This is a genomic window from Mycobacterium sp. NGS49 (genome assembly GCF_059812565.1).
In genome coordinates this window covers 107,926-129,632 of sequence record NZ_JCALCX010000008.1, presented here as the reverse complement: position 1 = coordinate 129,632, position 21,707 = coordinate 107,926, and the positions used below count along the sequence as shown (strand labels likewise).

The 21,707-nt window shown below is 64.8% G+C and carries 16 protein-coding genes and 2 pseudogenes; 4 read left to right on the top strand and 14 right to left on the bottom strand.

Annotation, left to right across the window (positions count from 1 at the left end; translation table 11 throughout):
- Nucleotides 1–140: 140 nt before the first annotated feature.
- A complete protein-coding gene (mobF, locus tag AC5Y7D_RS10505) occupies nt 141–5,993 on the bottom strand; it encodes a MobF family relaxase (protein ID WP_033718006.1) in 5,853 nt (1,950 codons plus the stop codon).
- Between the two features lie 245 nt (nt 5,994–6,238).
- Here mobF and AC5Y7D_RS10500 point away from each other — a divergent pair, with 245 nt between their 5' ends.
- A complete protein-coding gene (locus AC5Y7D_RS10500; RefSeq protein ID WP_050594517.1) occupies nt 6,239–6,745 on the top strand; it encodes a hypothetical protein in 507 nt (168 codons plus the stop codon).
- Here the strand turns inward: AC5Y7D_RS10500 and AC5Y7D_RS10495 are convergent.
- Nucleotides 6,742–7,053 carry a hypothetical protein gene (locus AC5Y7D_RS10495; RefSeq protein ID WP_336242252.1) on the bottom strand — a complete coding sequence of 104 codons (312 nt, stop codon included), beginning with the start codon at nt 7,051–7,053 and terminating at the stop codon, nt 6,742–6,744. The genes AC5Y7D_RS10500 and AC5Y7D_RS10495 overlap by 4 nt on opposite strands.
- A 126-nt stretch (nt 7,054–7,179) precedes the next feature.
- Between AC5Y7D_RS10495 and AC5Y7D_RS10490 the strand changes: the two are divergent.
- Nucleotides 7,180–8,386, top strand: a pseudogene (locus AC5Y7D_RS10490) (IS30 family transposase).
- 29 nt (nt 8,387–8,415) lie between these two features.
- Here AC5Y7D_RS10490 and AC5Y7D_RS10485 read toward each other — a convergent pair.
- Nucleotides 8,416–9,237, bottom strand: a complete 822-nt coding sequence (locus tag AC5Y7D_RS10485; protein ID WP_071321481.1) for an SRPBCC family protein — start codon at nt 9,235–9,237, stop codon at nt 8,416–8,418.
- Nucleotides 9,234–9,611: an ArsR/SmtB family transcription factor gene (locus AC5Y7D_RS10480; RefSeq protein WP_306255285.1), complete on the bottom strand. Its 378-nt coding sequence runs from the start codon at nt 9,609–9,611 to the stop codon at nt 9,234–9,236. Before AC5Y7D_RS10480 ends, AC5Y7D_RS10485 begins: the two co-directional genes overlap by 4 nt.
- A gap of 323 nt (nt 9,612–9,934) precedes the next feature.
- Here AC5Y7D_RS10480 and AC5Y7D_RS10475 point away from each other — a divergent pair.
- A pseudogene (locus tag AC5Y7D_RS10475) lies at nt 9,935–10,693 on the top strand (dienelactone hydrolase family protein).
- 968 nt (nt 10,694–11,661) lie between these two features.
- Here AC5Y7D_RS10475 and AC5Y7D_RS10470 read toward each other — a convergent pair.
- From AC5Y7D_RS10470 to AC5Y7D_RS10440, 7 genes are all read right to left on the bottom strand, one after another.
- Entirely contained in the window at nt 11,662–12,087 is a 426-nt protein-coding gene (locus AC5Y7D_RS10470; protein ID WP_033718005.1) for a PIN domain nuclease, read from the bottom strand.
- On the bottom strand, nt 12,084–12,305 hold the full coding sequence (gene vapB / locus AC5Y7D_RS10465) for a type II toxin-antitoxin system VapB family antitoxin (RefSeq protein WP_033718008.1): 222 nt from the start codon (nt 12,303–12,305) through the stop codon (nt 12,084–12,086). The genes AC5Y7D_RS10470 and vapB overlap by 4 nt, the downstream gene beginning before the upstream one ends.
- 737 nt (nt 12,306–13,042) lie before the next feature.
- Entirely contained in the window at nt 13,043–13,486 is a 444-nt protein-coding gene (locus tag AC5Y7D_RS10460) for a nitroreductase/quinone reductase family protein (protein WP_071321479.1), read from the bottom strand.
- 103 nt (nt 13,487–13,589) lie between these two features.
- Complete coding sequence (locus tag AC5Y7D_RS10455; protein WP_217809554.1) at nt 13,590–14,339, bottom strand: isochorismatase family protein; 750 nt, start codon at nt 14,337–14,339, stop codon at nt 13,590–13,592.
- 13 nt (nt 14,340–14,352) lie between these two features.
- Nucleotides 14,353–15,129: an SDR family NAD(P)-dependent oxidoreductase gene (locus AC5Y7D_RS10450; RefSeq protein ID WP_033718003.1), complete on the bottom strand. Its 777-nt coding sequence runs from the start codon at nt 15,127–15,129 to the stop codon at nt 14,353–14,355.
- Nucleotides 15,130–15,425: 296 nt separating this feature from the next.
- Nucleotides 15,426–15,944, bottom strand: a complete 519-nt coding sequence (locus AC5Y7D_RS10445) for a MarR family winged helix-turn-helix transcriptional regulator (RefSeq protein ID WP_071321478.1) — start codon at nt 15,942–15,944, stop codon at nt 15,426–15,428.
- Nucleotides 15,945–16,140: 196 nt separating this feature from the next.
- Nucleotides 16,141–16,683 carry a cupin domain-containing protein gene (locus AC5Y7D_RS10440; protein ID WP_071321477.1) on the bottom strand — a complete coding sequence of 181 codons (543 nt, stop codon included), beginning with the start codon at nt 16,681–16,683 and terminating at the stop codon, nt 16,141–16,143.
- Between the two features lie 600 nt (nt 16,684–17,283).
- Here AC5Y7D_RS10440 and AC5Y7D_RS10435 point away from each other — a divergent pair.
- Entirely contained in the window at nt 17,284–17,928 is a 645-nt protein-coding gene (locus tag AC5Y7D_RS10435) for a TetR/AcrR family transcriptional regulator (protein WP_071321541.1), read from the top strand.
- Between the two features lie 264 nt (nt 17,929–18,192).
- On the opposite strand, the gene AC5Y7D_RS10430 is transcribed toward AC5Y7D_RS10435, so the two are convergent.
- From AC5Y7D_RS10430 to AC5Y7D_RS10420, 3 genes are all read right to left on the bottom strand, one after another.
- Nucleotides 18,193–19,326 carry an NAD(P)H-dependent oxidoreductase gene (locus AC5Y7D_RS10430; RefSeq protein ID WP_080691724.1) on the bottom strand — a complete coding sequence of 378 codons (1,134 nt, stop codon included), beginning with the start codon at nt 19,324–19,326 and terminating at the stop codon, nt 18,193–18,195.
- Nucleotides 19,323–20,018 carry a dienelactone hydrolase family protein gene (locus AC5Y7D_RS10425; protein WP_278804164.1) on the bottom strand — a complete coding sequence of 232 codons (696 nt, stop codon included), beginning with the start codon at nt 20,016–20,018 and terminating at the stop codon, nt 19,323–19,325. Before AC5Y7D_RS10425 ends, AC5Y7D_RS10430 begins: the two co-directional genes overlap by 4 nt.
- A gap of 142 nt (nt 20,019–20,160) precedes the next feature.
- Nucleotides 20,161–21,663 carry an aldehyde dehydrogenase family protein gene (locus AC5Y7D_RS10420; protein ID WP_158006312.1) on the bottom strand — a complete coding sequence of 501 codons (1,503 nt, stop codon included), beginning with the start codon at nt 21,661–21,663 and terminating at the stop codon, nt 20,161–20,163.
- Between the last annotated feature and the right edge of the window lie 44 nt (nt 21,664–21,707).

Sequence of the window (21,707 nt, the reverse complement as noted above, 5' to 3'; positions counted from 1 at the left end):
AGCATTGCTTCAGGGCTTTGAACGGACAGAACGCCGGGCAGAGTGTTTCCACGCGAGACTTTAGACATGCATCGATGTCCGCCCCCGCACGGATTTGCAGACGCTCGACCAGGCTGTGCTCCAGCGTTCGAGTCCATCTTCTACAACTCCAGTCCGCGATCGCTACGGTCGATGTGGCGGCCTGGGGTGGTGAGGTTGTCGATGTGAGCGGCGGCTTGGGCGATGGCACGCAGGCGGCCGAGGATCTGGGTGCGCTGGCGTAGTAGTTCGATGGCCTGGTCGCGCAGGGTGCTGGTTGCGTTGGTGGTGGCGAGGTGGTGTTCGGCGCGTTCGAGTGCGGTGCGTTGTTGCGGGTTTGGGTCGGGTTCGGGTGTGCCGAGTTGGTGGGCGGTGGTGGAGTTGTGGTGGAGCGCGGCGAGCAGGGTGTGGGCGGGTTGGTAGTGGTGGTCGGCGGCGGTGGTGATGAGGATGAGTTTGGTGTTGGTCGTCGCGGCGGCGTTGGTGAGCCAGTGCAGGTTTTCGGTGCTGAGGTGGTCGGCGTCGTCGATGACGATCAGGCTGCCCAGAGGAAGTTTCAGGGGCGTCTTGCCCAGTGTGGTGCGGGCGCTGTCGATGTGGCCGCTGGCGTCGGCGTAGGGGTGTTGGGCGGCGTAGTCGCGGGCTGCCGGGCTGGCGGTCAGGGCGAGCACGCCTTGGTCGTGGTGGTGTGCGGTAGCCACCAGCGCGGCCAAGGCACCGTGCTTGTCGGCGCCGGGGTGCAGGTGCAGTGCTTGCACGGTGTGGATGTTGGCGGTAATCGCGGTAACGACGCGGCGGTGGGTGTCGTCAAGATCGGCCACTGCGGTCTCGGGTGGGTAGTAGAGGGCTCCGGGGCTGACGGTGCTGGCGGCCTGCAGGAAGGCGACCTCGGCGCGTAATGCGTTGATGTCGGTGGCGAGATCGTAGGTGTGGGTGGGGCTTTGGGCTAGGGCGCGGGCCGCAGCAGCTTCGGCGCGGCAGAGTTGGTCGTCGAGGGTGCGAGCGTGTCGGCGGGCGTCGTTGAGCGTGGCGGTGTCGGCGGTGATGGCCTCGCTGCGGCGGGTGTGGATGTGGTGTTCGGTGACGATTCCTGCGGGGCCGCCGGCGGCGTCGAGCAGGGCAGTGCGGGCGTCGTCGAGGCGGGTGCGTGCGGTGGCCAGGGCAGCGTTGATGCGCTCGGTGTTGTGGGTGACCTGGTCGTGGTGGGCGCGGTAGCGCGCGACGGCGCCGTCATCGCCGCGGTGAGTCGCCGCGGTGATCACCGCGTCGAGCTGGTCGAGCAGCTGGGCGTGCAGCGCGGCGGCATCTTCGGCCTGCACCCACCGAGTGTGGGCGTGGGTCAGCGCCTCGTGCAGGGGCCGCTGGTGGTGGTAACGGCGGCCCAAGTCGGCGAGGTGGGCGGCGGCGGCGTGTTCGGCGGGTCCACCGCCCCCGCCGAGGATGGCTTTTTCCAGTTCGCGGACACGGCGATAGGCGGCGTCGCGCCGCGCGCGCAATGCCGGGATGTCGGTGGTCTGGGCCTGCTGAGCAGCCAGAGGCCGGTGGTGGGGGAGGTCGTCGAAGTCCAGACCGGCGAGGTCCTCCTCGGCAAAGCTGTAGGGGTAGTCATACGGGTCGGGTGGCGGCTCTGCGAGGTCCTCGTTGTGGCTGTAGTCGCCGGTGGCGTTGTCGAGGTCGAGATGGTCTCCCACCGCGGGATTGTGGGGGGCCTGGGCGGGGTGCGGAATATCGCGGTCGAGGGTGGCGGCGTGGTGGGTGAGCAGTTCGACGCGGTAGGTCAGCAGGCGCGCGTATTGGTCGGGGCGCAGCGGGTGCTCGGCGTTGATGTCGTGCAGGTGTTCGGAAGCGGCGGCGAGCAGATCAGCCGGGGGCCAGTCCGAGGCTGCCACCGCGGCGACTAGCGATGGCCAGGCGTGGTCGGTGATGATCGCTTCGGCGACGACGGTGCCGAACAGGGCGTGCAGCGCCGCGGTCCAGGCCGGTCGCAGGGTGGTGTCGGCGCGATCTAGCGATGGTGGTGCCAGGGTGCCGGCCAGGCGCCACCACAGGGCTGCGGCGGGCATTTCGGCGGGCAGGGGGCCGTGTCTGGTGATGGCCTCGCGCAGGAGGGTGTCGATGTCGGCGCCGGCGTGGGCGGCGTCGCCCAGGTGGGTGGCTAGGCGCGGCCAGAAGGGGTCCGCAGTGATGTTTCGGTCATGGTTTTCGGCGAGCTGGCGCCAGCGTGCGGCGTCGGTGTTGGCCCGAGTGAGGGCGGCGTCGAAGCGGGCGTTGATGAGGTGTTGGAAGACCTTGGAGCGGTTGGGGTGTTGTTCGGGGCCGGTGATGCGGGTGTCGGCGGGATCGACGCCGTGGGCGGCGCGAAAGACGGCGATTTCGGCCATCAGCGCGGTGCGTTGACCGAGCAGTGGGCGTGCCCAGGCCGGTGCGGTGGCAGGCTCCCACGCGCGGGCGGTGGCGCGTACGGCGTCGGCGAGTTCGGTGACCAGTTCGGCTCGCGCGGCGAGGTAGGGACCCCATTGGGGGTGGGTGTGTAGGGCTAGGGGTGTGGGGTGCAGCCAGCGCAGCGGGGCGGGTTGCGCCGCAGACGATTCGCCGCAGATAGGCAGGCGCCAGTCCAACACGGCGGCGGGGTCGATCACGTCACCGAGTCCGGTGGCCGCGGCTTCGTGCAGGGCGGCGACGGGGTCGGCTCCGCTCAGGGCGAGCAGGGCCAGGTTGCGGCGCAGCACCGGCCACCCGGGGGCCTCGGTGACACGGGTCCCCAGCCTGGCGGCGGCGGCGTCGATGGCGGCCATGGCGGTGGTGCCGGCGTGGTGTTCGGCGCCCGCTGAGAGCGCATCGGCGTACATGGCGGCGGCGTGGTGCAGGCGGGTGAACGGGTCGGTGTCGAGGGCGTGGGCGGTGTAGGCGGAGGTTTGGGCGCCGTCGCGGCCCAGGATGGCGGTGAGGATGTCGACGGCGGTCGGCGGGTGGGTGGCTTTGGGGGCCAGGATGCGGTGCGGGTCGGATTCTGCGGTGGAGCCGTAGAAGTGGTTTTCGGTGCGTCCGCGGGTGGCGGCGACGTAGAACTGTTGGCGGGTCAGCCGGTCGGAAATGACGGTGTGGCAGGTGCCTTCGATGGCGCGCCCGCCCGCGGTCATGCCTTGAGCGGCGTCGATGGTGCAGGCGTATCCGAGGGTGGTGTGGGTGGTGACGTAGTGGGCGGGTAGCCGTACCGGGGTGGCGGTGCCGCGCAGCGGGACGACGGTCAGCGAGCCGTCGTTGTGCACGGCGCGAATGGTCCAGCGGTGGCCGTTTTTGACCCAGCCGCCGCGGCTGGTGGTGGGTATCCAGCGGGCGTTTTTGCGGGTGGCGATGGTGTCGCCGGCTGAGGCGGTCAGGCCGTCGGCCAACGTGACGGTCGCCGAGGCTGATGGCGGGCTGGCGGCGGCGCTGGTAGCGGTGAGTCGGTCCAGGCGGGCACGTTCGTTGAGTTGGGCGACCAGCTCGTTGGTGGGAGCCAGCAGGATAGAGTCGCGGCCGGCGGCTCGGTCGGCGGCCCACGCGTGGTAGGCCATGTCCGCGGCGTGTTGGTCGGCGCCGACGTGGACACGCCCGTGGTCGATGTAGAAGCCGATGCCGGCGGGGTCGCCGGCGCGGATTGCGAGGCTGGCGGCGGCTTCGGCTTGCCCTGTTTGGGCGTGGGTGAAGCGTACGACGGTGCTCAAGGTGACCGCGTTGTGCCGGCCGGCCAGATCGCGCAGCACACCGCCGGCCGAAATCGATGCCAGTTGTTGGTCGTCGCCGATCAGGCGCACGCTGGCCCCTCGGGCCAGTGCATGAGTAATGACGGTGTCCAGGTCGGCAGTCGAGGCCATGCCGGCCTCATCGACGATCAGCAGCGTCTGCGCATTGATGGTGTCGAACCACCGGAGGGCGGGGTCGTCGTGGGGGGCTTGGGGTTGGTTTGCGCGGGTGCCGGTGAGCTGCACCAGTTTAGCGATGGTGTCGGTGCATGAGCCGAGGTCTTCGGCCAGAATTTCGGCCGCTCCGGCGGTGGGGGCCAGTCCGATGACGGTGCCGCCACTGCCCCGCCAGGCCGCGGCCAGGGCGGCCATCGCGGTGGTTTTCCCGGTGCCCGCCGGTGCCAGCGCGAGCTGCACACGTGCCCCGGAGGTGGCCATTTCGCGCACGAGTGCGGCCTGCCCATCGTTAAGGGGAAGGCCGGTGTTGGCGTGGGCTTCTAGCAGGGCCAGACCGATGCTGTCGGCGTCGACGACGCGGCCGTCGGTGCGAGCTGCAGCGGCCAGGATGCGCCGCTCGGCGGCCATGATGGCCTCGCTGCTGTAGAGGGTCGAGTCGTGACGGGTGTAGACGCTGGCGCCGTCAGCGCGGCGCAGGGCAGCAGGTTCGTTTTTGTCGGTGTCGGCGCGGCTGGTCAGAATCAGACTGTGCTCGCCGAGGGCGTCAGCGACGATGCGGTCGACGAGCTCGGGTCCGCCGGGGTGATCGGCGTAGCGCAGCTGGCGTTGGGCTTCGGCGCGCACATGGTTGATGGTCCAGGTGGCCCGATGCCCAGAGACGGTGTCGATGACGCGAGCGGCCTGCTGGTGCACCCAGGTGTCGGTGACGTTGATCTGTGGTGGCGGTGAGTGATTGGTGATCGCGGCGACCATGTTGCTCAGCGCGCGCTGGCTGCCCAGGACCTCAACGGCTTGCACGCGCCAGGTGTGGCGCTGCTCGGCCAGCGAGCGGGGTTCATGTTTGGCTTGGCGGGTTTGCAGGGTTGCTTGCTGGGTCAGGGCGAGCATCTCTACGGTGGTGGGTTCGCGGCCGTGTTCGGTCTGGAATTGTTTGGCCAGCTCGCCCACACGGTGGTCGATGGCGGCGCTGCGTGAGGAGTACTTCTCGAGTAATTCGGCCGGGATGCCGTCGATTTCACGGATCGGTCGTTTACCACGTTTGGCCCCGCGGGCGGTGAACCGCACCCGTAGTTTTTCGACCAGCAACGCTTCGATGCGGGTGTTGTAGAACTCCGAGGCCGCGACCGCGGCGCGGTGCAGGGTGGCGCCGTCCAGGGCCCGCCAGCGGCCTATTCCGTCGGGGCCAATGACGTGGACTTTGTTACTGAGGGCGGCGTGGGTGTGCAGGTTGGGATCCCCGGCGCGGGAGTCGCGGTGATCGAAGGCGGCCACGATCAGTCCGGCGGTGTCGACCTGGGCGATGCCACCGGCTCCCATGCGGGAAAAGGCGGCGTGCTTTTCGAGGAATCCGACGGTTTCAGCGACCGCCTGGTGGTGGCAGTCTTCGACCGCGGTGGAGATTGGCGGTGCGCCGATGGCCCACAGCGCGGAGACCGATTTGACCGGGGTAAAGGTGAGGTCGTAGCCGGCGATCGCGGTCGATGCGGCGCGGGAGTTGGCGGCGATGAACCCGGAGAGTTCCCGGGCGTCTGCCGGTGGGCGAGCGTAGGTTTCGGCGAACAATTCCTGTCCTACGGCGGTGCGCAGCCGGGCCCGGATATTGGGTTCGATGCTGGCCGAGGCGTCGGCGCCGATGGTGTGGTTGTAGTCGCGGTAGGTCTGGCGCAACCGGGTCAGGAAGCGGTTTTCGGTGCCGTGAACACCGAAGGGCCGGCCCAGCCGCGCGGCCATCCTGGCTCCGGCCGCACCGGCGCCCAGGGTGGTCAGAAGGCGGGTGATCTGTGCGGCGTTGGGGTGCAGGCCCTCCCCGAACAGCGCCTTCATCTGCGCTTCGCTGACCTGCGAACCAGCCGGCACGCCCCAGTATTTGGCGACCAGCGGATCGCAGGCGTAGCGGGCCAGCGGAGTGCCCAGTGCTGCCAGTCCGCGCCCCATCCACCGGCCCGGGGATTCGCCTTTTTCGCTGTAGTACTGCGCCAGGGTGGGGCGGCCACGCTCGGTGGCGTCAGAGGCGGCGACTTGGCGGATCAAATAGAGATAGCCGTCGCCGGCGGTCAATTTGTGTAAGCCCATCACTGCGTCATCACCTGAACCTGAAATTAGGGGCGGCAAACTCCCCAGATAACGGCCGTGACCGAACCGTGACCCTGAGTGCAAGAGGTGTGATGTTCGGCGGGAGAGAGAAGTTAGGGCACCCTAAGTGCCGTTCGGGTGGGCGGTGACGGGTCGGGTGCGAAGCCCGGTGATGGGTGCGGTGCGGAAAGATTCTTGGCTTGCGTTGCGGCGCTGGGGGGTTGGTGGGGCTTAGCGTGTGATCCATGGCGAACACAGTGATCAGCAAGCAGGCCCGCCGCGCAGCGCGGCAGGCCGCCAGCGCCGCCCAGGACGACGTGGTGCGCCGCACTCGGGCCAACGTCGAGGATTTGGGAAGGTACTTCTCCGCCCGCGAGCGCCTCGAGGCCGTCGACGGGTGGCTTGCAGCGCGCCAGCAGGTGTTGCGCGAGGACGCCGAGCGCCGCCGCGACGCGCAGCGTGTGGTGTGCGGGCAGGCGCTGGCCGCGATGCGCGATCGGAGGGAAAGTCTGCGTGAGATCGCGCGGATGGCCAAGCTCTCCGAAAAGCAAGCCCGCGAACTGATTCGGGAAGCCGAGGCCGCCGCATCGAATGCCACGCTGCCGGCCGCGGACGACGCGGCGGTACCGACGGTCGCCGACCGGGTGGTCGGTGCTGACGAGGCCAGCGAGGGGCTGGCGGTGACGACCGGAGACGCGATCCAAAGCGGTGCCGCTGTAAAGCCGCTGGCGCCGTCATCGGCGTTGGCCTAAGGCGGCGGGGTCGGTGGGCGCGGCGATGTTTTGACGGCTCGCGTTCTGCTGTGAGGCAAGTTGACTCGCCGCTCATCGAGCAGGGCTAGAGAGTCGGCGGCGGTCTCCGGATAAACCTGACGGGTGTCTCCGTGTAGTGTGGCCGCACTCGCAGCGGCAGCCGCATCGATGCGGTCATCCTTGCGACGACCCCCCCGGGAGAGCCTCCCCACCCGGGCGGTGGCGGCCGTCAGAATGTCCATAACAACCTCACCGCGAGCCAGCAGCCACAACGCCAAATGGTGCTCGAGTCCGTCGGCGTGCTCGATTGCCCAGGTTCGCTCCGGCCACGCCCTCGCTCAGCCGATCAGTCTCTGGTATTCGGCCACCGATGCCTCAATACACACGATGGATTCCAGTGAACGTCGCGACACCGAGATTGTCCGGAGGTAGTGATGGGTAGAGGTCGGCGTCGCAGTTTCGTGGTGACGGAGAAGCAGCAGAAGTTCGCCCGGCTGATCGCGCAGGGCGTGGGAAATGCCGAGGCGTGCCGCCGAGTCCGAGTCGCGCGGAGTACGGGGATTTATCGGCGGCACGGGCGTACGGTCCGCAATACCGCTGGTGAGCGGGTGCATCATCCACCTGTGCATCAGCTCGCGCCGCCACGCGCCGCGCCATCCCCGGTACCTGTCTTTGGCGGAGAGAACGACGATCGCTGATCTGTGACGCGAGAAGAAGACGGTCAGCCAGATCGCTCGCGAGATCGGCCGTTCACAGTCGACGGTGAGCCGACAATTGCGTCGCAACGCCGATAGTTCCGGGCGATATCGGCCTGGTACTGCCGATCAACTCGCCGTCAGACGCCTGGGACGGCCACGTGCACGTCGCCTGGCTACCGACCTCGCATTACGCCAAGTGGTGGAGGAATTGCTTGGTAAGCGTTGGAGCCCAGAACAGGTCGCCCACGAGCTGTACGTGAGGTTTCCCGAGGCGCCGCGGCGACGATTGTGTTGCGAGTCGATCTATCAAGCGATCTACGATCCTGACCTGCCCTTGACGCGGCCGGCCAAGCGTCGGCGACGCTACCCGGCGGCGAAGGGTGCAGGGGCTGCTGCGGGTCGCCCGGTTGTCGGGGATGACGATGATTGCTGACCGCCCATCAGAGGTGGAAGACCGTGTCCAGGAGGGGCATTGGGAGGGTGACTGCATCATGGGTGCGGGGAATCCGGTCGGCGATCGCCACGCTGGTTGAGCGCCGCACCCGCTACCTGATCCTGATCGGCGCTTTTGACGGGCGGCCCACTGCCGTGGCGATGCTCGACCACATCGCATCCGCGTTGTTGTTCTTGCCCCCGCCGTTGCGCCGCACGCTGACCTGGGACCGGGGCAAGGAACTCGCGCATCACCCGGAGATCACCGAACGCACCGGCACACGAGTGTTCTTCTGCGACGCGCACTCTCCGTGGCAGCGCGGCAGTAACGAGAACATGAACGGCCTGCTCCGCGACTACTTCCCCGAAGGCGTTGACCTCAGTCATATTTCGGCGCGAGAGCTGCGCCAGCTAGCCGACGAGGTCAACGACCGCCCCCCGCAAGACTCTGGACTGGGCCAGACCAAAGGATCTGCTCACCCACATCGCGATGACCGATTTGCCCATCTGAGTACCGTCGTTCGCTCGGACGCCGACCGGTCACGTTAGCGCTGAGCCGGGGAAGCCGCGACACGGGTGGATCTCATAGGTGAACACCCCGGCGACCACGCCCGGGTCGGCGTCCATGATCCGTCGGGTCTTGTCCGGGTCGGTGGCGAACAGGGCGAACCCGGCGGGTCCTTCGGGTGAGGTGACCGGGACGATCACCGGGGCGATGCCGGCGTCCATCAGACCCATGTTGCGTCTGCCGTGCGCCCAGATGATGGGGTCGACTTGCGGCTGCACCAACCGATCGGTGGCGAGCAGGATGACCATGGTGTACGCCTTCGATTGGTTGAGTCTGCCGAGCATGGCGTCGTCGTCCACCCACGGCAGTGCCGGCGCGCCGCGCAGAGCGGCGGCAAGACCGTTCAGATTCCACCCCGACGACACGGCGTCGCGCATTCCTTCCCAGCCGTCGCCGTGGCGGTCGAGGTGGCGATGGGTGAGGACCACTCTGGTGCGCTCTGGGGTGACGCTGTCGAAGGTGATCTCGACCTCGCTGGCCTTGGCGGGATCCGTTTCGAGTTCCCACGAGGTGCTGATGTCCCACGAGAACACCACGCGACTCGGCGGGTCGTAGGCGAGGATGCGTGCCCACGCACACGTGGACCCGTCGGTGCCGTGGTCGACGATCTGTCCACCGACCCACGGCTGGAACTCCATCCGCGCCAACGGAGCCCGCAGGATGTGCTTGTCGGCGTCCCACCAGGTGCCGATTCCGATCGTGAAAACCTCGAACGCACGCGTCAGCGGGGCGTCTACCGTCGCCTCGACGCTAGTGGACGTTCGCGCGGTGTCGGTTGCGGGATTCGAAGTCATTCGTCCTCCTCGGGTGGTTTGGGGGCCGACCGGCGGTCACCGTCGGCGGGCTGGTCGGACGTGGATTCGGCGGCGAGGCGGAAGGCAATGAGCGACTGCTGCCAGAAGTCGTTGAACCAGTCCCGGACCGCAGCCAGGGCGTCGGGCTGCACGGCGTAGATCCGCCGCGTGCCCACGGAGCGGACGGCGACAAGACCGACGTCCTTCAACACCTTCAGGTGCTGTGAGACCGCCGGTCGGCTCACCGGAAGGGCGTCGGCGATCGCGCCCACCGCGGCCGGCCGCTCACACAAGAAGGCGACGATTGATCGCCGAGTCGGGTCGGCCATCGCCTCCACCATCGCGGCTCGGTTCAACATTCCGTTCGTCGTCACTTACGTAAGTGTGAACGAACGGAGTGTTGGTGTCAATCGAAGTCCGGCCTCCGCGGAGCGACGTGGGGTGGGCCAGGAGCCGACTCGCCGAGCAGGTCCCCGAACCCGAACGCTCCCGGACACGACGTTGGCGTCGTCCCCACGACAGGACATCCGAGTCAACTGGTACCGGCCTCCGTTGCCACGCTGGGCTGGTCCGTGCGACGACTCGAGGAGGTGGTACCCGTGAACGGTGTGACATGGGTGCTCCCTCGAGGGGTCGCGGTCGGGCGATAGGTCGTCCGGGAGCGCCGATCACAAAGGACTCCCCGAAAGGTACGACCATGCACGTCACTTCTACTGTGCGCCACGACGACAGTCTCCTCGTCCTCCTCGTCGAGCGTTCCTTCGTTCTCGGCGAGATTCCCGGGATTTCTCTGGACGCCGGAATCGGCTGGCTCGACGCCTGTTCCATTGATCCTGCTGGGCCAGCAAGGTGGGTTGGAGCAGATGTATCCGCGGCTTCTGCCGCGGGTACAAGCGTCTGCCCGCGACGGATTCGCCACCGCTGCTGTCGAGCTGCCCGGCAGCGGAACACGGCCCCCGATCGCGGGATTCGAACAGGCCCGCGCGGACCTCCGTGCGGTGGTGACGGGCGGTGCAACGCCGGACGCCGAGCTGATCGATCGGCTGATCCTGCCGCTGGTGGACCGAGCAGTTCCGGAATGGCGGTCGGCGCTCGACACGCTGCTTGAGCTTCCCGAGCTGCGTGAACCGGTGGGCATCTCGGGTGGCTTCATTTCGATCGCGGTGCGGATGGCGCGCGTGATCAGCGGATCGCCGCGGCCAACTTGTTCGCCGGCAGCTTCGTCCCGCAATCCATCATCGCGGAGGCCCGCGAGATCACGATCCCGCTGCATGTCCTGCTTCAGTGGGACGACGCGGCCAATCACCGGCAGGTGTCGCTCGACCTGTTCGACGCATTCGGATCGGCGGAAAAGACGCTGGTCGCCAACATGGGCGGACACACCGGTGTTCCGCCCTGGGCAGCCAAGGAAGCCGGACGATTCTTCATTAGACACCTCCGCCCGTACGTTGGATAAGCGGGGAGTACTTCAGCGCCGATAGCGTTCCATTGAGTGGTGGCCTTCGCGCCGTCCCACCGAGCGATCGGAAAACCCAGTCCCGCGCGGAAAAATCTGACCGCGAGTTACTCGCGGTAGCGGCCGGCGCTCCACGATCACTACCTCCAGCTCAACCCGAACCTGCACCGGCGACACGGTCGTCGAGCACGAGCAACAAAAGTCTCCGGCAGCCCCCCAACCCGACTAACGTCCCACCCATACCTTTGCGACGTTCACTGGATTCCGCCCACCGACCCGACATCGCAGTTGGTGGCTGGGTCCAAGGCAGTAGCGGTGTGACTGGACTTGTGCGGATCGATGCCAATGACGATCATGGTTGCGGGTTCCCTTCATTGATGTGATGTGGGGAATCCGCGGCGGACAATCCGACTTCAAGTACCTTTCACAACAGCTCATGGTCATGCCTCTCTTCAGTCACGCCGCGAACGCAGACCGAAGGGGTGACACCCCCACCAGGGTCAACCCGCACTTGCGGGTGAGAGGAATTTCGCGAGTCATTCCTCCGGCCTGCTACGACACGCTGTGGGCTGGCAATCTCATTCGCCGTCCCGTGACACCCATGCAAGTCGGAATTACGTGGCGGCGGGTGAGGAATTACGTAACGTACAACCCCTCAAATCTGGGGAAAACGTGACCGCTGACAATTAAATGGTGGCGGTTCTTTTTTTATCACCCACTTTCATGCTCGCTGGTTGACCGGCGGTGATCAGACGCGCGATGGCCGCTAGGTCTTGCCGGTACGCCTTCATGGTGTGCGCGGAGGGCTTGCGAATCTGGCGATCAAGCAGAAAGCCGTTGAACCAATCGGGGTTTCGCTCAGATTCCGCCGGTCCCACGGCGGATCGCGTTTCGTCGCTGAGGGGAACCCGCGTGGTATCACGACCTTCCTATTTTGGCCGTGATTCGGCGAAGCCGGTGGTCGCTACTTACGTACTGCTACTGGTGAAGGCAAGCCGCGTTACGGGTTGTCCGGTTATCGCGGCGATGGTGTCGAAGTCTTTGTCGACGTGCAGGACGGTCAATCGTGCCAGCTCGGCGGTGGCCGCGATGACGAGATCGGGGATCGACGGCCCCCGGTGTTGGCCGCGATCGGCCAGCAGCAGCTGGACTTGCAATGCACGGTCTTCAATTTTCGGCGTCAGGTACTCGACTGGCATTGCAGCCAAGGGGGATTCGCGGAACTCTCGTCGAGCGACGTCACCGGACTGAGCCGAATACCCGATTTCTAGACGGGTCAGATTGCTGATGTGGACTAGTCCGCGCTCGATTCGATTGCTCCAGATTTCCGGCTCGTGGCTGTGCGCGAGGCGCGCCAGGGCCGATTTGTCGATCAGCCATGACGCTTCCGTCATTGCCAGGCCTGGTTCATCAGGTCGTCCTCGGCCAGGCCCGCAAGGTTGCGCCCCATCCGATGGAGGTCTTCGTGGGTGACCGACACACGTGGCGCGCGAGCGTCTTGAGCAAGGCGACGGCGAATGTACTCAACGCGCGATAAGCCCAACTCGGCAGCTCGCGCATCGAGCCCAGCGAGCACATCGTCAGGAACATCGCGGATCAGCACGTCGCTCACCACACCATGATATCACCCGATATCGGCGAGCAGGGGCGCTGACACGCAACTCGAGCATTTGACGGTCAGAAGCGCTGCAGCCAATACCGAGTTTGCGGACATTCGTTTGATCGAACGATTCTTTAAGCATGTCGATGAATGGCTAGCCGGGGCCGGTGAAGGCGCACAAGTCATCATCGTAAATAACACCCCGCCGGAAAACGTGATCGACCATGTCGTCGTGCGGTACACGCGGGACCCGGAGACGCCTCCGCTCGGCGTCATCGATAGCGAAACTGGAGGGGGTCGTGGTGAAGAAGACTCGCTGTCGGACCCAGACGATGATGGGCAACAGGACGGGGACCCAGGACAAGTCGAATGGAATAGGGCGATCCGCCCAGCCCGACCTAGCCCGAAGCGGCGGGGACAGATCACATGGACCAGTGCACGTGGTCCGGTCACGGGAAGCATTTCGATGAGGCCTATCACGAGCCACGAATCTGCAACGGGGTCGGGCAGGCTCACATCAAGCCAACGACACAAGAAAAGGGCGCGCTGTCGCCTGCGAAAGACGAAAGCTCCCAGGAAAGACGATGTCACGTATGGCCAGACATGTGCGAGTCGCACCTAACCAGGACGGCGACACTTATCTTTGTCAAAGCGCCGAGGCAACCATTTAAGGCTTTCGACACTTTCAGTATGGCGGTCGTCGCGGATAGTGGCAGTCGGTCAACGGTGGGTGGGGATGCAAAGCGCGATCAATCGAGATTCACTTCGAAAACCGGGATGATCCGGTCCGTTGATGCTTCGTAGTGGGCGAAACCATGCGCGCGCTGTTTGATGATCCCGAATATGAGTTCGCGTTCGGCGCGGGCCAGCTCTGCTGTGGTTGCGGCGGCGGCTGGATTGCCGCCTATTTCCACCGTCACATGTGGGTCGGCGCGAATATTGGCGACCCAGGCCGGGTTTGCATCTCTGCCTGCTGCCGAGCCAACAATGTACATCTTGCCGTCGATGTCGAAGTATCCGACCGGGTTGACACGCTCGGCGCCGGTTTTGGCACCGGTGCTGGTGAGTAGTAGCAGCGCGAAACCTTCGAACTGGCCGCCGACCTTCCCTTTGTTGGCCCGGAATTCGGCGATGTTTTTCTCGTTGAACGATCTCTCCGATTCCATAGCGTCGTTGCTGTCGTTGTTGCTCATTGGCCCTCCTTGGATGGTCTCGTTGCGCCTCTAATCATGTGATTGGTAGTGGGTCACCAATGGGCGTCCCAGGCGTCCGGAGAGACCAGGCAATGGCCGGTAGTCATTGCTCATCGGTCCCTGCGACCTGCGTCTTGGTGAAGTTCTGGTTGCTGGCCAGCCATTCGTAGAACGGCAGGTGACCGCCAAAGACGTTTTTGAGTGTGCCTTCGGCCACTGGGCGTCGCCAATCCCATTGCAGCATCGCCGCGATGACGGCCCAGTTGACGACGATCGCACCTGCTTGCGCTAAGCGCATGCAAGACGTTAGTTCGCTCATCATGTCCCAGCAGCCCGAGGCGTCGTAGACCGCGTACACGTCGTAGCCGGCGGCGAGTGCGGAGACGACTGGGAAGTACAGGCATACGTCGGTGGTGACGCCTGCCATGATCAGCTTTTTGCGTCCGGTATTTTCTACCGCGGCTTTAAACTCGGGGTCTTCCCAGGCGTTGATCCAGCCGGGCCGGGCGATGTAGGGGGCATCAGGGAACAACTCGAACAGTTCGGGCAGCAAGGGTCCGTTGGGCCCTTCGGCGTAGCTGGCCGTCAGCACGGTCGGGAGGTTGTGCACTTTGCCGATGTTGGCTAGCGCCAAGACGTTGGATCGGAACTGGTCGAGGCGGATGTCTTGCACGCCCAGCATGGTGCCGGTCTGATGATCGATCAGCAGCAGGGCGCAGTTGTCGGGGGTGAGGAACTCCAGGTAGCGCGAGTCGGTCATTGTTTCGTTTCTCCGGTGGGTCGGACGCTTGGTGACCGAGATAGCGGCCCCCCCAGCGATCTGCTTGGTGTGCGTATGGCGCGCCGATGTCATTACGGTGAGTTGATCACATCCATCCTCCCGAGGCGTCGATGGTGGCACCGGTGAGGTAAGAGGCGTCCGGGGAGAGCAGGAAGGCGACGACGGCAGCGATTTCGCCGGGTTGAGCCCAGCGGCCCAGTGCCACGGTGGATTCGGTGAAGGTGCGGATGTCGACGTCGGACAGCGCGGGGTGCACGTAGCGTTGGGTGTGTTCTGCTGCCATGTCGGTGGCGGTGCCGCCCGGGGCGATGGCGTTGATCGCGATGCCGCGTTCGGCCAGTTCGGGTGCCAGGTTGAGGGCCATCGCAGAGACCGCGGCCTTACTGGCCGCGTACAGGGTGTGTTGATAGACGGCGACGCGAGCGCTGATCGAGGCGGTCAGCGTGATTCGTCCGCCGGTGCTCATCGCCGCAGCGGCGGCCTGGGTGGCGAATAGCTGTCCGGCGACGTTGATCCGAAAGACGCGGTCGAAATCAGCGGGAGTGATTGAGCCCAGGGCGCCGAAGTGTTCGACGCCGGCGTTACTGGCCAGCAGGTCCAGCCCGCCGAACTCCGCAACCACCTGCGCCACCAGGTTGTGGGTTTGGGCGGCGTCGCTGACGTCGGCTTGAAACGCGGCGACCGGGTGGCCCTCGGCGCGCAGTTCGGTGACGAGCGCGTCTGCCGAGGCGGCGTCGTGGACGTAGTTGACTGCGACCGCAGCTCCCTCTGCGGCCAGTCGCCGCACGATGGCTGCGCCGATGCCGCGTCCTCCGCCGGTCACCAGGGCTCGTTTGCCCTCTAGCCTTCGGGGCTCTGCCATGACTGGACCCTCTCGTCACGCGGATGGGCGTATATCTCCGCGCCCCTAGTCGATCGACGCCGCCACCAAAGCCGTGCACGGCAACGCGCAGCTATCCAAGCCGCAATCGGCTGCCAGGCGGTGAGCTGGGGTCGTCGGTGGGTGTTGATTGCCTCGCAGACCCAGTGTAGTCCGCAAGTAGTTTGTGCGCGAACCAGATCTACGATCAATCTGTTCGACAGTGTCGGGCTGCACGATGAGGTTGGGCACTAACCTGTGACTCGGCTGGCGCGCCGATGAAAGGCGCGGCTCCGCACTCATGGTCGCAGGTGCGACGCAAGCTGCGAGCGCGGACTTACTAGCTTCCCCGGACCTTGGGCGACCGTCCCGAGCTTGCGCCATACACGGCGAAGGTCGGCGAGGTCGTGCTCAGTGAGATGATTAAGAAACAGCTGATTAATCAACGTTGTGATGGTGTCGTTGGCCTTGAGCAACACCTTCCACCCGCTGCCGGTGATACTGGCATATGCGCCGCGCCCGTCGATGCAGTCGGCGGAGTCTCGTCGGACAAGTCCCGCCGCTTCCAGGCGCCCGACCACGCCGGTTAGCCCCGAGCGGGTAATCATGACCTGCTCGGCGAGCTGACTCATCCGTAGCCGCTGCCCGTCGGCTAGCGCGATATGGCGCAGAACGTCATAACTCGTCAAAGCCAATCCGTGCTGGTCTTCGAGTTCCTGACTCATCGCGGCCATGATCAGCTTATGAGTGCGAAGCAGTCCGCCCCAGGCCTGACTATCACTGGCGGACAACATGTTCAGGTCGTCGGCTGATGGCATGCCTGATCACATTACGCGGAGCAGCGGCTCACGAGCGGCAAAGTGCGCGAATGGTTCAGCGCGGTATCGCACGCTGCAGGCCATTGACGTTCATTGGCCTCACGCGGCAGCTGGGCCTCGACTGCGCGTGAATCACTCACGGACGCTGATCCTTAACGCTTTCCGGCCTATGGACTAGGCGACCTCGTGGGGTTGCTCATTGGCGACCGCTGCCGTCGAGAACGCGATCGCCTGGGCCAACTCCGGCCTTGGGCTGTGACCAGCTCTTGTCGGCCTGAGCGCACCAGTAGTTGTTGTAGAACAGTCGGAATACGTCCTCGCTCGGAGGCGGGAAGTCTTTGGGCGGCAGCTCTCGGGCCGCGGCGGGCGTTCCCGATCCCTTGACGACCTGTTCAAATCCCGCGGGTGTGTAGGCGTTGAGCACATGGCAATCGGTCATCGAGGTGAACACATGCACGGTGTTTCGCGGTATCCAGAGAGAATCGCCGGGCCCGGCGGTGAAGCGATCGTCGCCGACAGTGAAGTCAATTTTTCCTTCGAGCACGTAAAACCACTCATCGATGAAAGCGTGGACGTGGGGGATCGGGCCTGATCCTTCCCGCATGTACTGCTCGATGAGCGAGAAGCTGCCGCCGCTGTCTTCGCCGTCGACCAAGATGTACCAGACGATGTCGATGAGCCAGTAGGCGGGCGCGTTAGCGCGGCTTTTGGCGAAGGGTGCGCTGACCTGGGGAATCATATCTATTTACCTCAATATCCAGTAGTGCCACTCGACAGGTTCGACGCGGCAGGTGTAACGGCGCCGCACAACAAGTTCGGCTGCGAATTAGTTTAGATCAGCATTCGTCGCTGTCCTTGAGAGACTCGGAGGTCAATAGATCTGTCTTCCGATGCCGGCCTCAGCGACGGCTCCCGGCCGGTCCCCCAGTGCATGGGGAAACGCTCGCGCGGGGCGCGCCGTCCGACATATCACGAGCCAACTCGCGACGAAACCTGGTAGTCCCGCCAGCCTAAATATCTGCCCTGCTGCGTCAGGGTCACACTCATCAGCTAGTGGGTCCGAATCCCACCCGATCCCACGCGCGTCAAGAGCACGGTAAGCCGAATTAGTGACTTGGCATTCCAGCGGCCATCAGCGGTTCCACGAGCATGACTGTCACACACTGCGGCGCCCCTGCCGAGGGAGTGAACAGTCCTGTACTTTTGAAATGCGACCGCTTCGAGCATCCGCGGCGACGCTCGGTATGAGATCTTCGGACCGAGCCTCGTCAGGTCCGGGGATGCAGCGGTGAGCCGCGTCTGACTCGCCGACCCGCCATTAGGGATTATGGTAGTCCTGATGCCGAACGTTAGCCTCGCTAAGACCGCCCAGCTGCCTGCCACTGATCGTGGGCGTCGCAGTCGCGCGGCCATTATCGACGCCGCAGCGACCATAATGTACCAACGGGGTGTAAGTGCCGCCAGCCTCGATGACGTACTGGCCGCCGCGGGCTGTGGCAAGTCGCAGCTCTACCACTACTTCACGGATCGCTCGGAACTGGTGCAGGCGGTGATCGACCGCCAGCTCGAACTCATTCTCGCCAACCAGCCCGCTTTGAACAAAGTCGACTCGTGGGCAGGTCTGAGGCGTTGGGCCGACCAGATCCTTGACAAACATCGAGTTCCTGGTGGACCTTTCGCCTGCCCGCTAGGCTCCATGGCTGCCGAATTAAAGAACGACGAGGCCTATTTGCCAGCCCTTGACGCCGCATTTGATCGCTGGGAATCGGCTCTGGCGGCGGGCTTGGAGAAGATGCGTGAGCGCGGTCAGCTTCGCAAAAGCGCCGACCCGCACCGCCTTGCTGCTGCGCTACTCGCAGCGTTGCAGGGTGGAATGCTGTCCGCACGCGTTCACAACGACATCACTCCGCTTGAAGACGCGGTCGACAATGCCTTGCTGGCGCTGCGCCATAAGGCGGCGGCGCCGCGAATTGTCAAGCGCTAATGCCGACACTGCTCGGAGCGCACGGCCCTCGTCGACGTGCTCTCAGACGGTCTCGAACCTGTCAATACGGCTGTCAACTCTTCAAGTCGAGCCATGCACTCGAGCCGACACTGGCAGCAGAGGTGCAAGGCTCTAGCCACTGCTCCACCTCGATCACAACAACGTCAGACTCCCGACGGCAATAAGCTGCATGGGTGATTGCGACTCGCCCGGCGAAGGGAAGCTGCCACGTGGGTACCGCAGTCTGGGACTCGATAGGCGTCATCATCGCACGCTCTGCGATGCGCTTGCCCGTTGCTGATCAATTTCTGGTGGTGTGGCAAAGATCTGCATGCCCCAACGTGGCGCCAGATCGATGAGGCGTGCTAGGTCTTCGGCGGTGGGTGCCACGGTTTGAGTGCTGCCGTCGGGCATGGGTGTCCCCGCGGCTGCGAAGTAGCTTTCCACCCCGGCGGGGGCGGCGATTACGAATGTGCGTGCAGGATAGGCTGTTTCATTCTTGAATTGGTGGATGACGCCCAAGGGGGCGGCGACGAAGTCGCCGGCGGTTGCGTCTACGCGGGTGCGGTTGGCGCCGACGTAGAAGGTCAGCTCGCCTTCCAGGATGTAAAAGCCTTCATATTCACGCTCATGCAGATGCGGTGGGGGACCCCCGCCGGGTGGCACAAAGAATTCGAACGCCGCGTAGGCGCCTCCTGTGTTGTTTGCGGCGGCCTTGATGATGTAACTGTCACCGGCCATCGTGTAGCTAGGGCCTGTGCCGGCGCGGGCAATATGTGCGGTGGGCACCGCCACGCTGCTCATGTCGATGACAGGCTCCTGCTCGCCGAGTTTGTCGACCCACGCCGCGAGTCGATCCAGCAGCATCGTGATGAACCGACGAGTGGGTTCATCATGCAGGCTGCCGTCATCGCTGAATTTGTTTTTGGCGCTGTCGATCAGCACCTCGGGCTGGTTGACGGGCAGCATGTCAAGGTAGGACAACACCTGTCGCAGATGGAGCTGGGCCCGCCCGGATCCGGATCTGCCGGTAGATGCGCCGATTAAAGCGACCGGTTTGCCGGCCAATACGTGCTGCCCGGGAGGGGCGCCGATTGGCGTTCGTGACAACCAGTCCAACGCGTTCTTGATAGGTGCTGAGTAGGAATGGTTGTACTCGGGGGTGGCGATCAGCAGCGCGTCGGCGGCGGCTACCCGTTGTGCCAACCGCGTCACGGCAGGCAACAAGCCGGCGCTTTCGGTGTCTTCGTCGAACATCGGCATCGCAGCGAGACTTTCGATCTCGATTGTCATGCGCGTCGGAGCCAGTTCTTGGGCAGCCACCAACGCGGCGGTGTTGTAGGAAGCGCGACGCAGGCTACCGGAGAGTGCTAGGACGCGAATATTGCTTTCTGTCATGGTGATTCACTCACTTCGGGGCTGATCTGAAACTCGTGGGCGGTGAGGACTTCCGCGAAGAAGTCGAGCATGCGTTGCCAGGAGCGTGAGTCGGCCTGGGGATCGAGAACGGCTTCGGGGGTCCGTTCGGCGCCCAGCGATCCTTCGCCGGTGAAACTGTGTTTGGCGCCGCTATAGATGCCGATTTCCCAGTCAGCCTGAGCGGTGCGCATCTCATCGCGAAATGCGGAGACCTTTTCGAACGGCACGACAGGATCGTCGTCACCGGTTAAGACGAGGACTTTGGCGAGCAGATCACCTGGGAACGCGGGAAGGGGTGTGTCCAGCTCGCCATGGAAGCTGACCACGCCGCGCACCGGTGCCTGGTCGCGGGCTAGCTCGAGTACTGCGTTGCCGCCGAAGCAGTAGCCGATCGCAGCAACCCTGCTTGCGTCACATTCCGGTTGAGCGCACAACGCGTCAAGCGCTGCCCGGATGCGCCGCCGCAGGTATCGGCGGTCCGATCGGAAGGGTGTGACGACGGGGCGAGGGCCGGCGTCGAGATCGGTGATCGGGTAACCGAATACGTCAGCGGCCATCGTCGCGTAGCCCGAGGCCGCCAGCTTGTGCACGCGGTCTCGAATTGAGTCGGTGATGCCCAACCAGGCCGGCACCACTAATACGCCGGGGCGCGGTTCGTCTGCTGCCGGCACAAAATAACCGCGGAGACTCTCTTCGCGGTCGTGGTAATCCACCGGTCGACCTGACGCTGTCGTTGTCATCGGGGCTCCTGAGTCCTCGCGGTCACGCCGGGGTGTGGTTGCGGCGTGGGGCGGCTGGCAGTAATCGCCGGGATCAATGGCCGAACGGGACGTGACGTGCGCTCGGTGACAGCGTGACCCACTTGGTCTGGGTGTATTCGGCCCAATTGACCCGCGCGCCGTATCGGCCGCCGTTTCCGGATAACTTCACGCCGCCGAACGGCACGTAGGCGGCGTCGTCGACGGGCTTGTCGTTGATGTGCACCATGCCTGATTCGATGGCCAGCCCGACACGGCTCGCGCGCTGCGGGGATCCGTAGACCGCCGCCGACAAGCCGTATGGGGTGTCATTGGCCTTATCGATCGCTTCTGCGTCGGTGTCGAAGGCGGTGACAGCGGCAATCGGGCCGAAAATCTCCTCTTCCCAAGCGCGCATTCCCGGCGCCACCCCGGACAAAATGGTGGGCGGGAAGAAGGGGCCCCGCTTGGAGCCGCCTAAATGCAATGTTGCACCTTTGCTGACGGCGTCGGCGACGATTTCCTGCATGCGGTCGACCGCGCCGGGCAGCGTCATGGGGCCATACGATGCCTCGGGGTTGGCCCACGGGTCGTCGACGACCAACTTGGTCGCTTCGGCGGCCAGTGCTTCGATATACCGGTCATGCAGCGCGCGGTGCACGAGATGTCGGCCCGCGGCCATGCAGACTTGGCCCGAAAAATAAAACGATGCGTACAAGGCGGCCGAAATCATCTCGTCGAAGTTCTCGACATCGTCGAGAACCACGAACGGATTCTTGCCGCTGCCGCTGATGGAGACGTGCTTGAGGGTTCGGCTGGCCGCTTCGGCGACTCGTTCACCGGTGGCGGTGGAGCCGGTGAAGTGCACCATCGAGATCAACGGGTCGGTTTCGAACGCTTCGGCGTCGGCGCCTTCAGCAGGGATGCAGTGGAAGAGATTCTCGGGGAATCCGGCTTCTTCCAGGACGCGTGCGAAGACGAACCCGCTGGACATGATGGCTGTCTTATGAGGTTTCAGCAGCACAGCGTTGCCGGTAGCCAAAGCCGGTGCCACGTAGCGGGCGCCCAGGGTGAGCGGAACATTTGACGGAGTGATACCTGCAGTGACCCCGAACGGAATCTGCAACGCGTAGCTGTGGCGGTTGTCGCGGTCGGCGAGGATCTCACCGTGGCTCTGGGTTGGGTACGACGCGGCCTCAAGGAACTCGTCGGCGAGGAATTCGATCTCGAATCGGGCTTTCGATCGTGGTGCGCCGACCTCGCGTACCACCCACTCTGTGTACTCCTCAGCAAAGCTGCGCATCACTTGTTCGGCGCGAATGAACAAGCGGCGCTTCTCTTCTGGCGGGACACGTACCCACTCACGTTGCGCTTGGGCGGCCATGCGGGCCGCTTTGGATACGGTTTCGGCCGATCCCAATCCGACGGTGGCAAGTACCGCACCGGTCGCTGGCTCGACGACGTCGACCCGGCTATCGCCCTTAACCCACCCGCCGCTGTAAATCGCACCGTCCAGCATGTGTAGGTCGAAGAGCCTGGGTGTCGTTGTGGGCGCAGGGGAGTCCATAACTGAGGACATATGTTCATCCATCCGTTTCGTAGTGTGATTATTTCTGTGGCGGT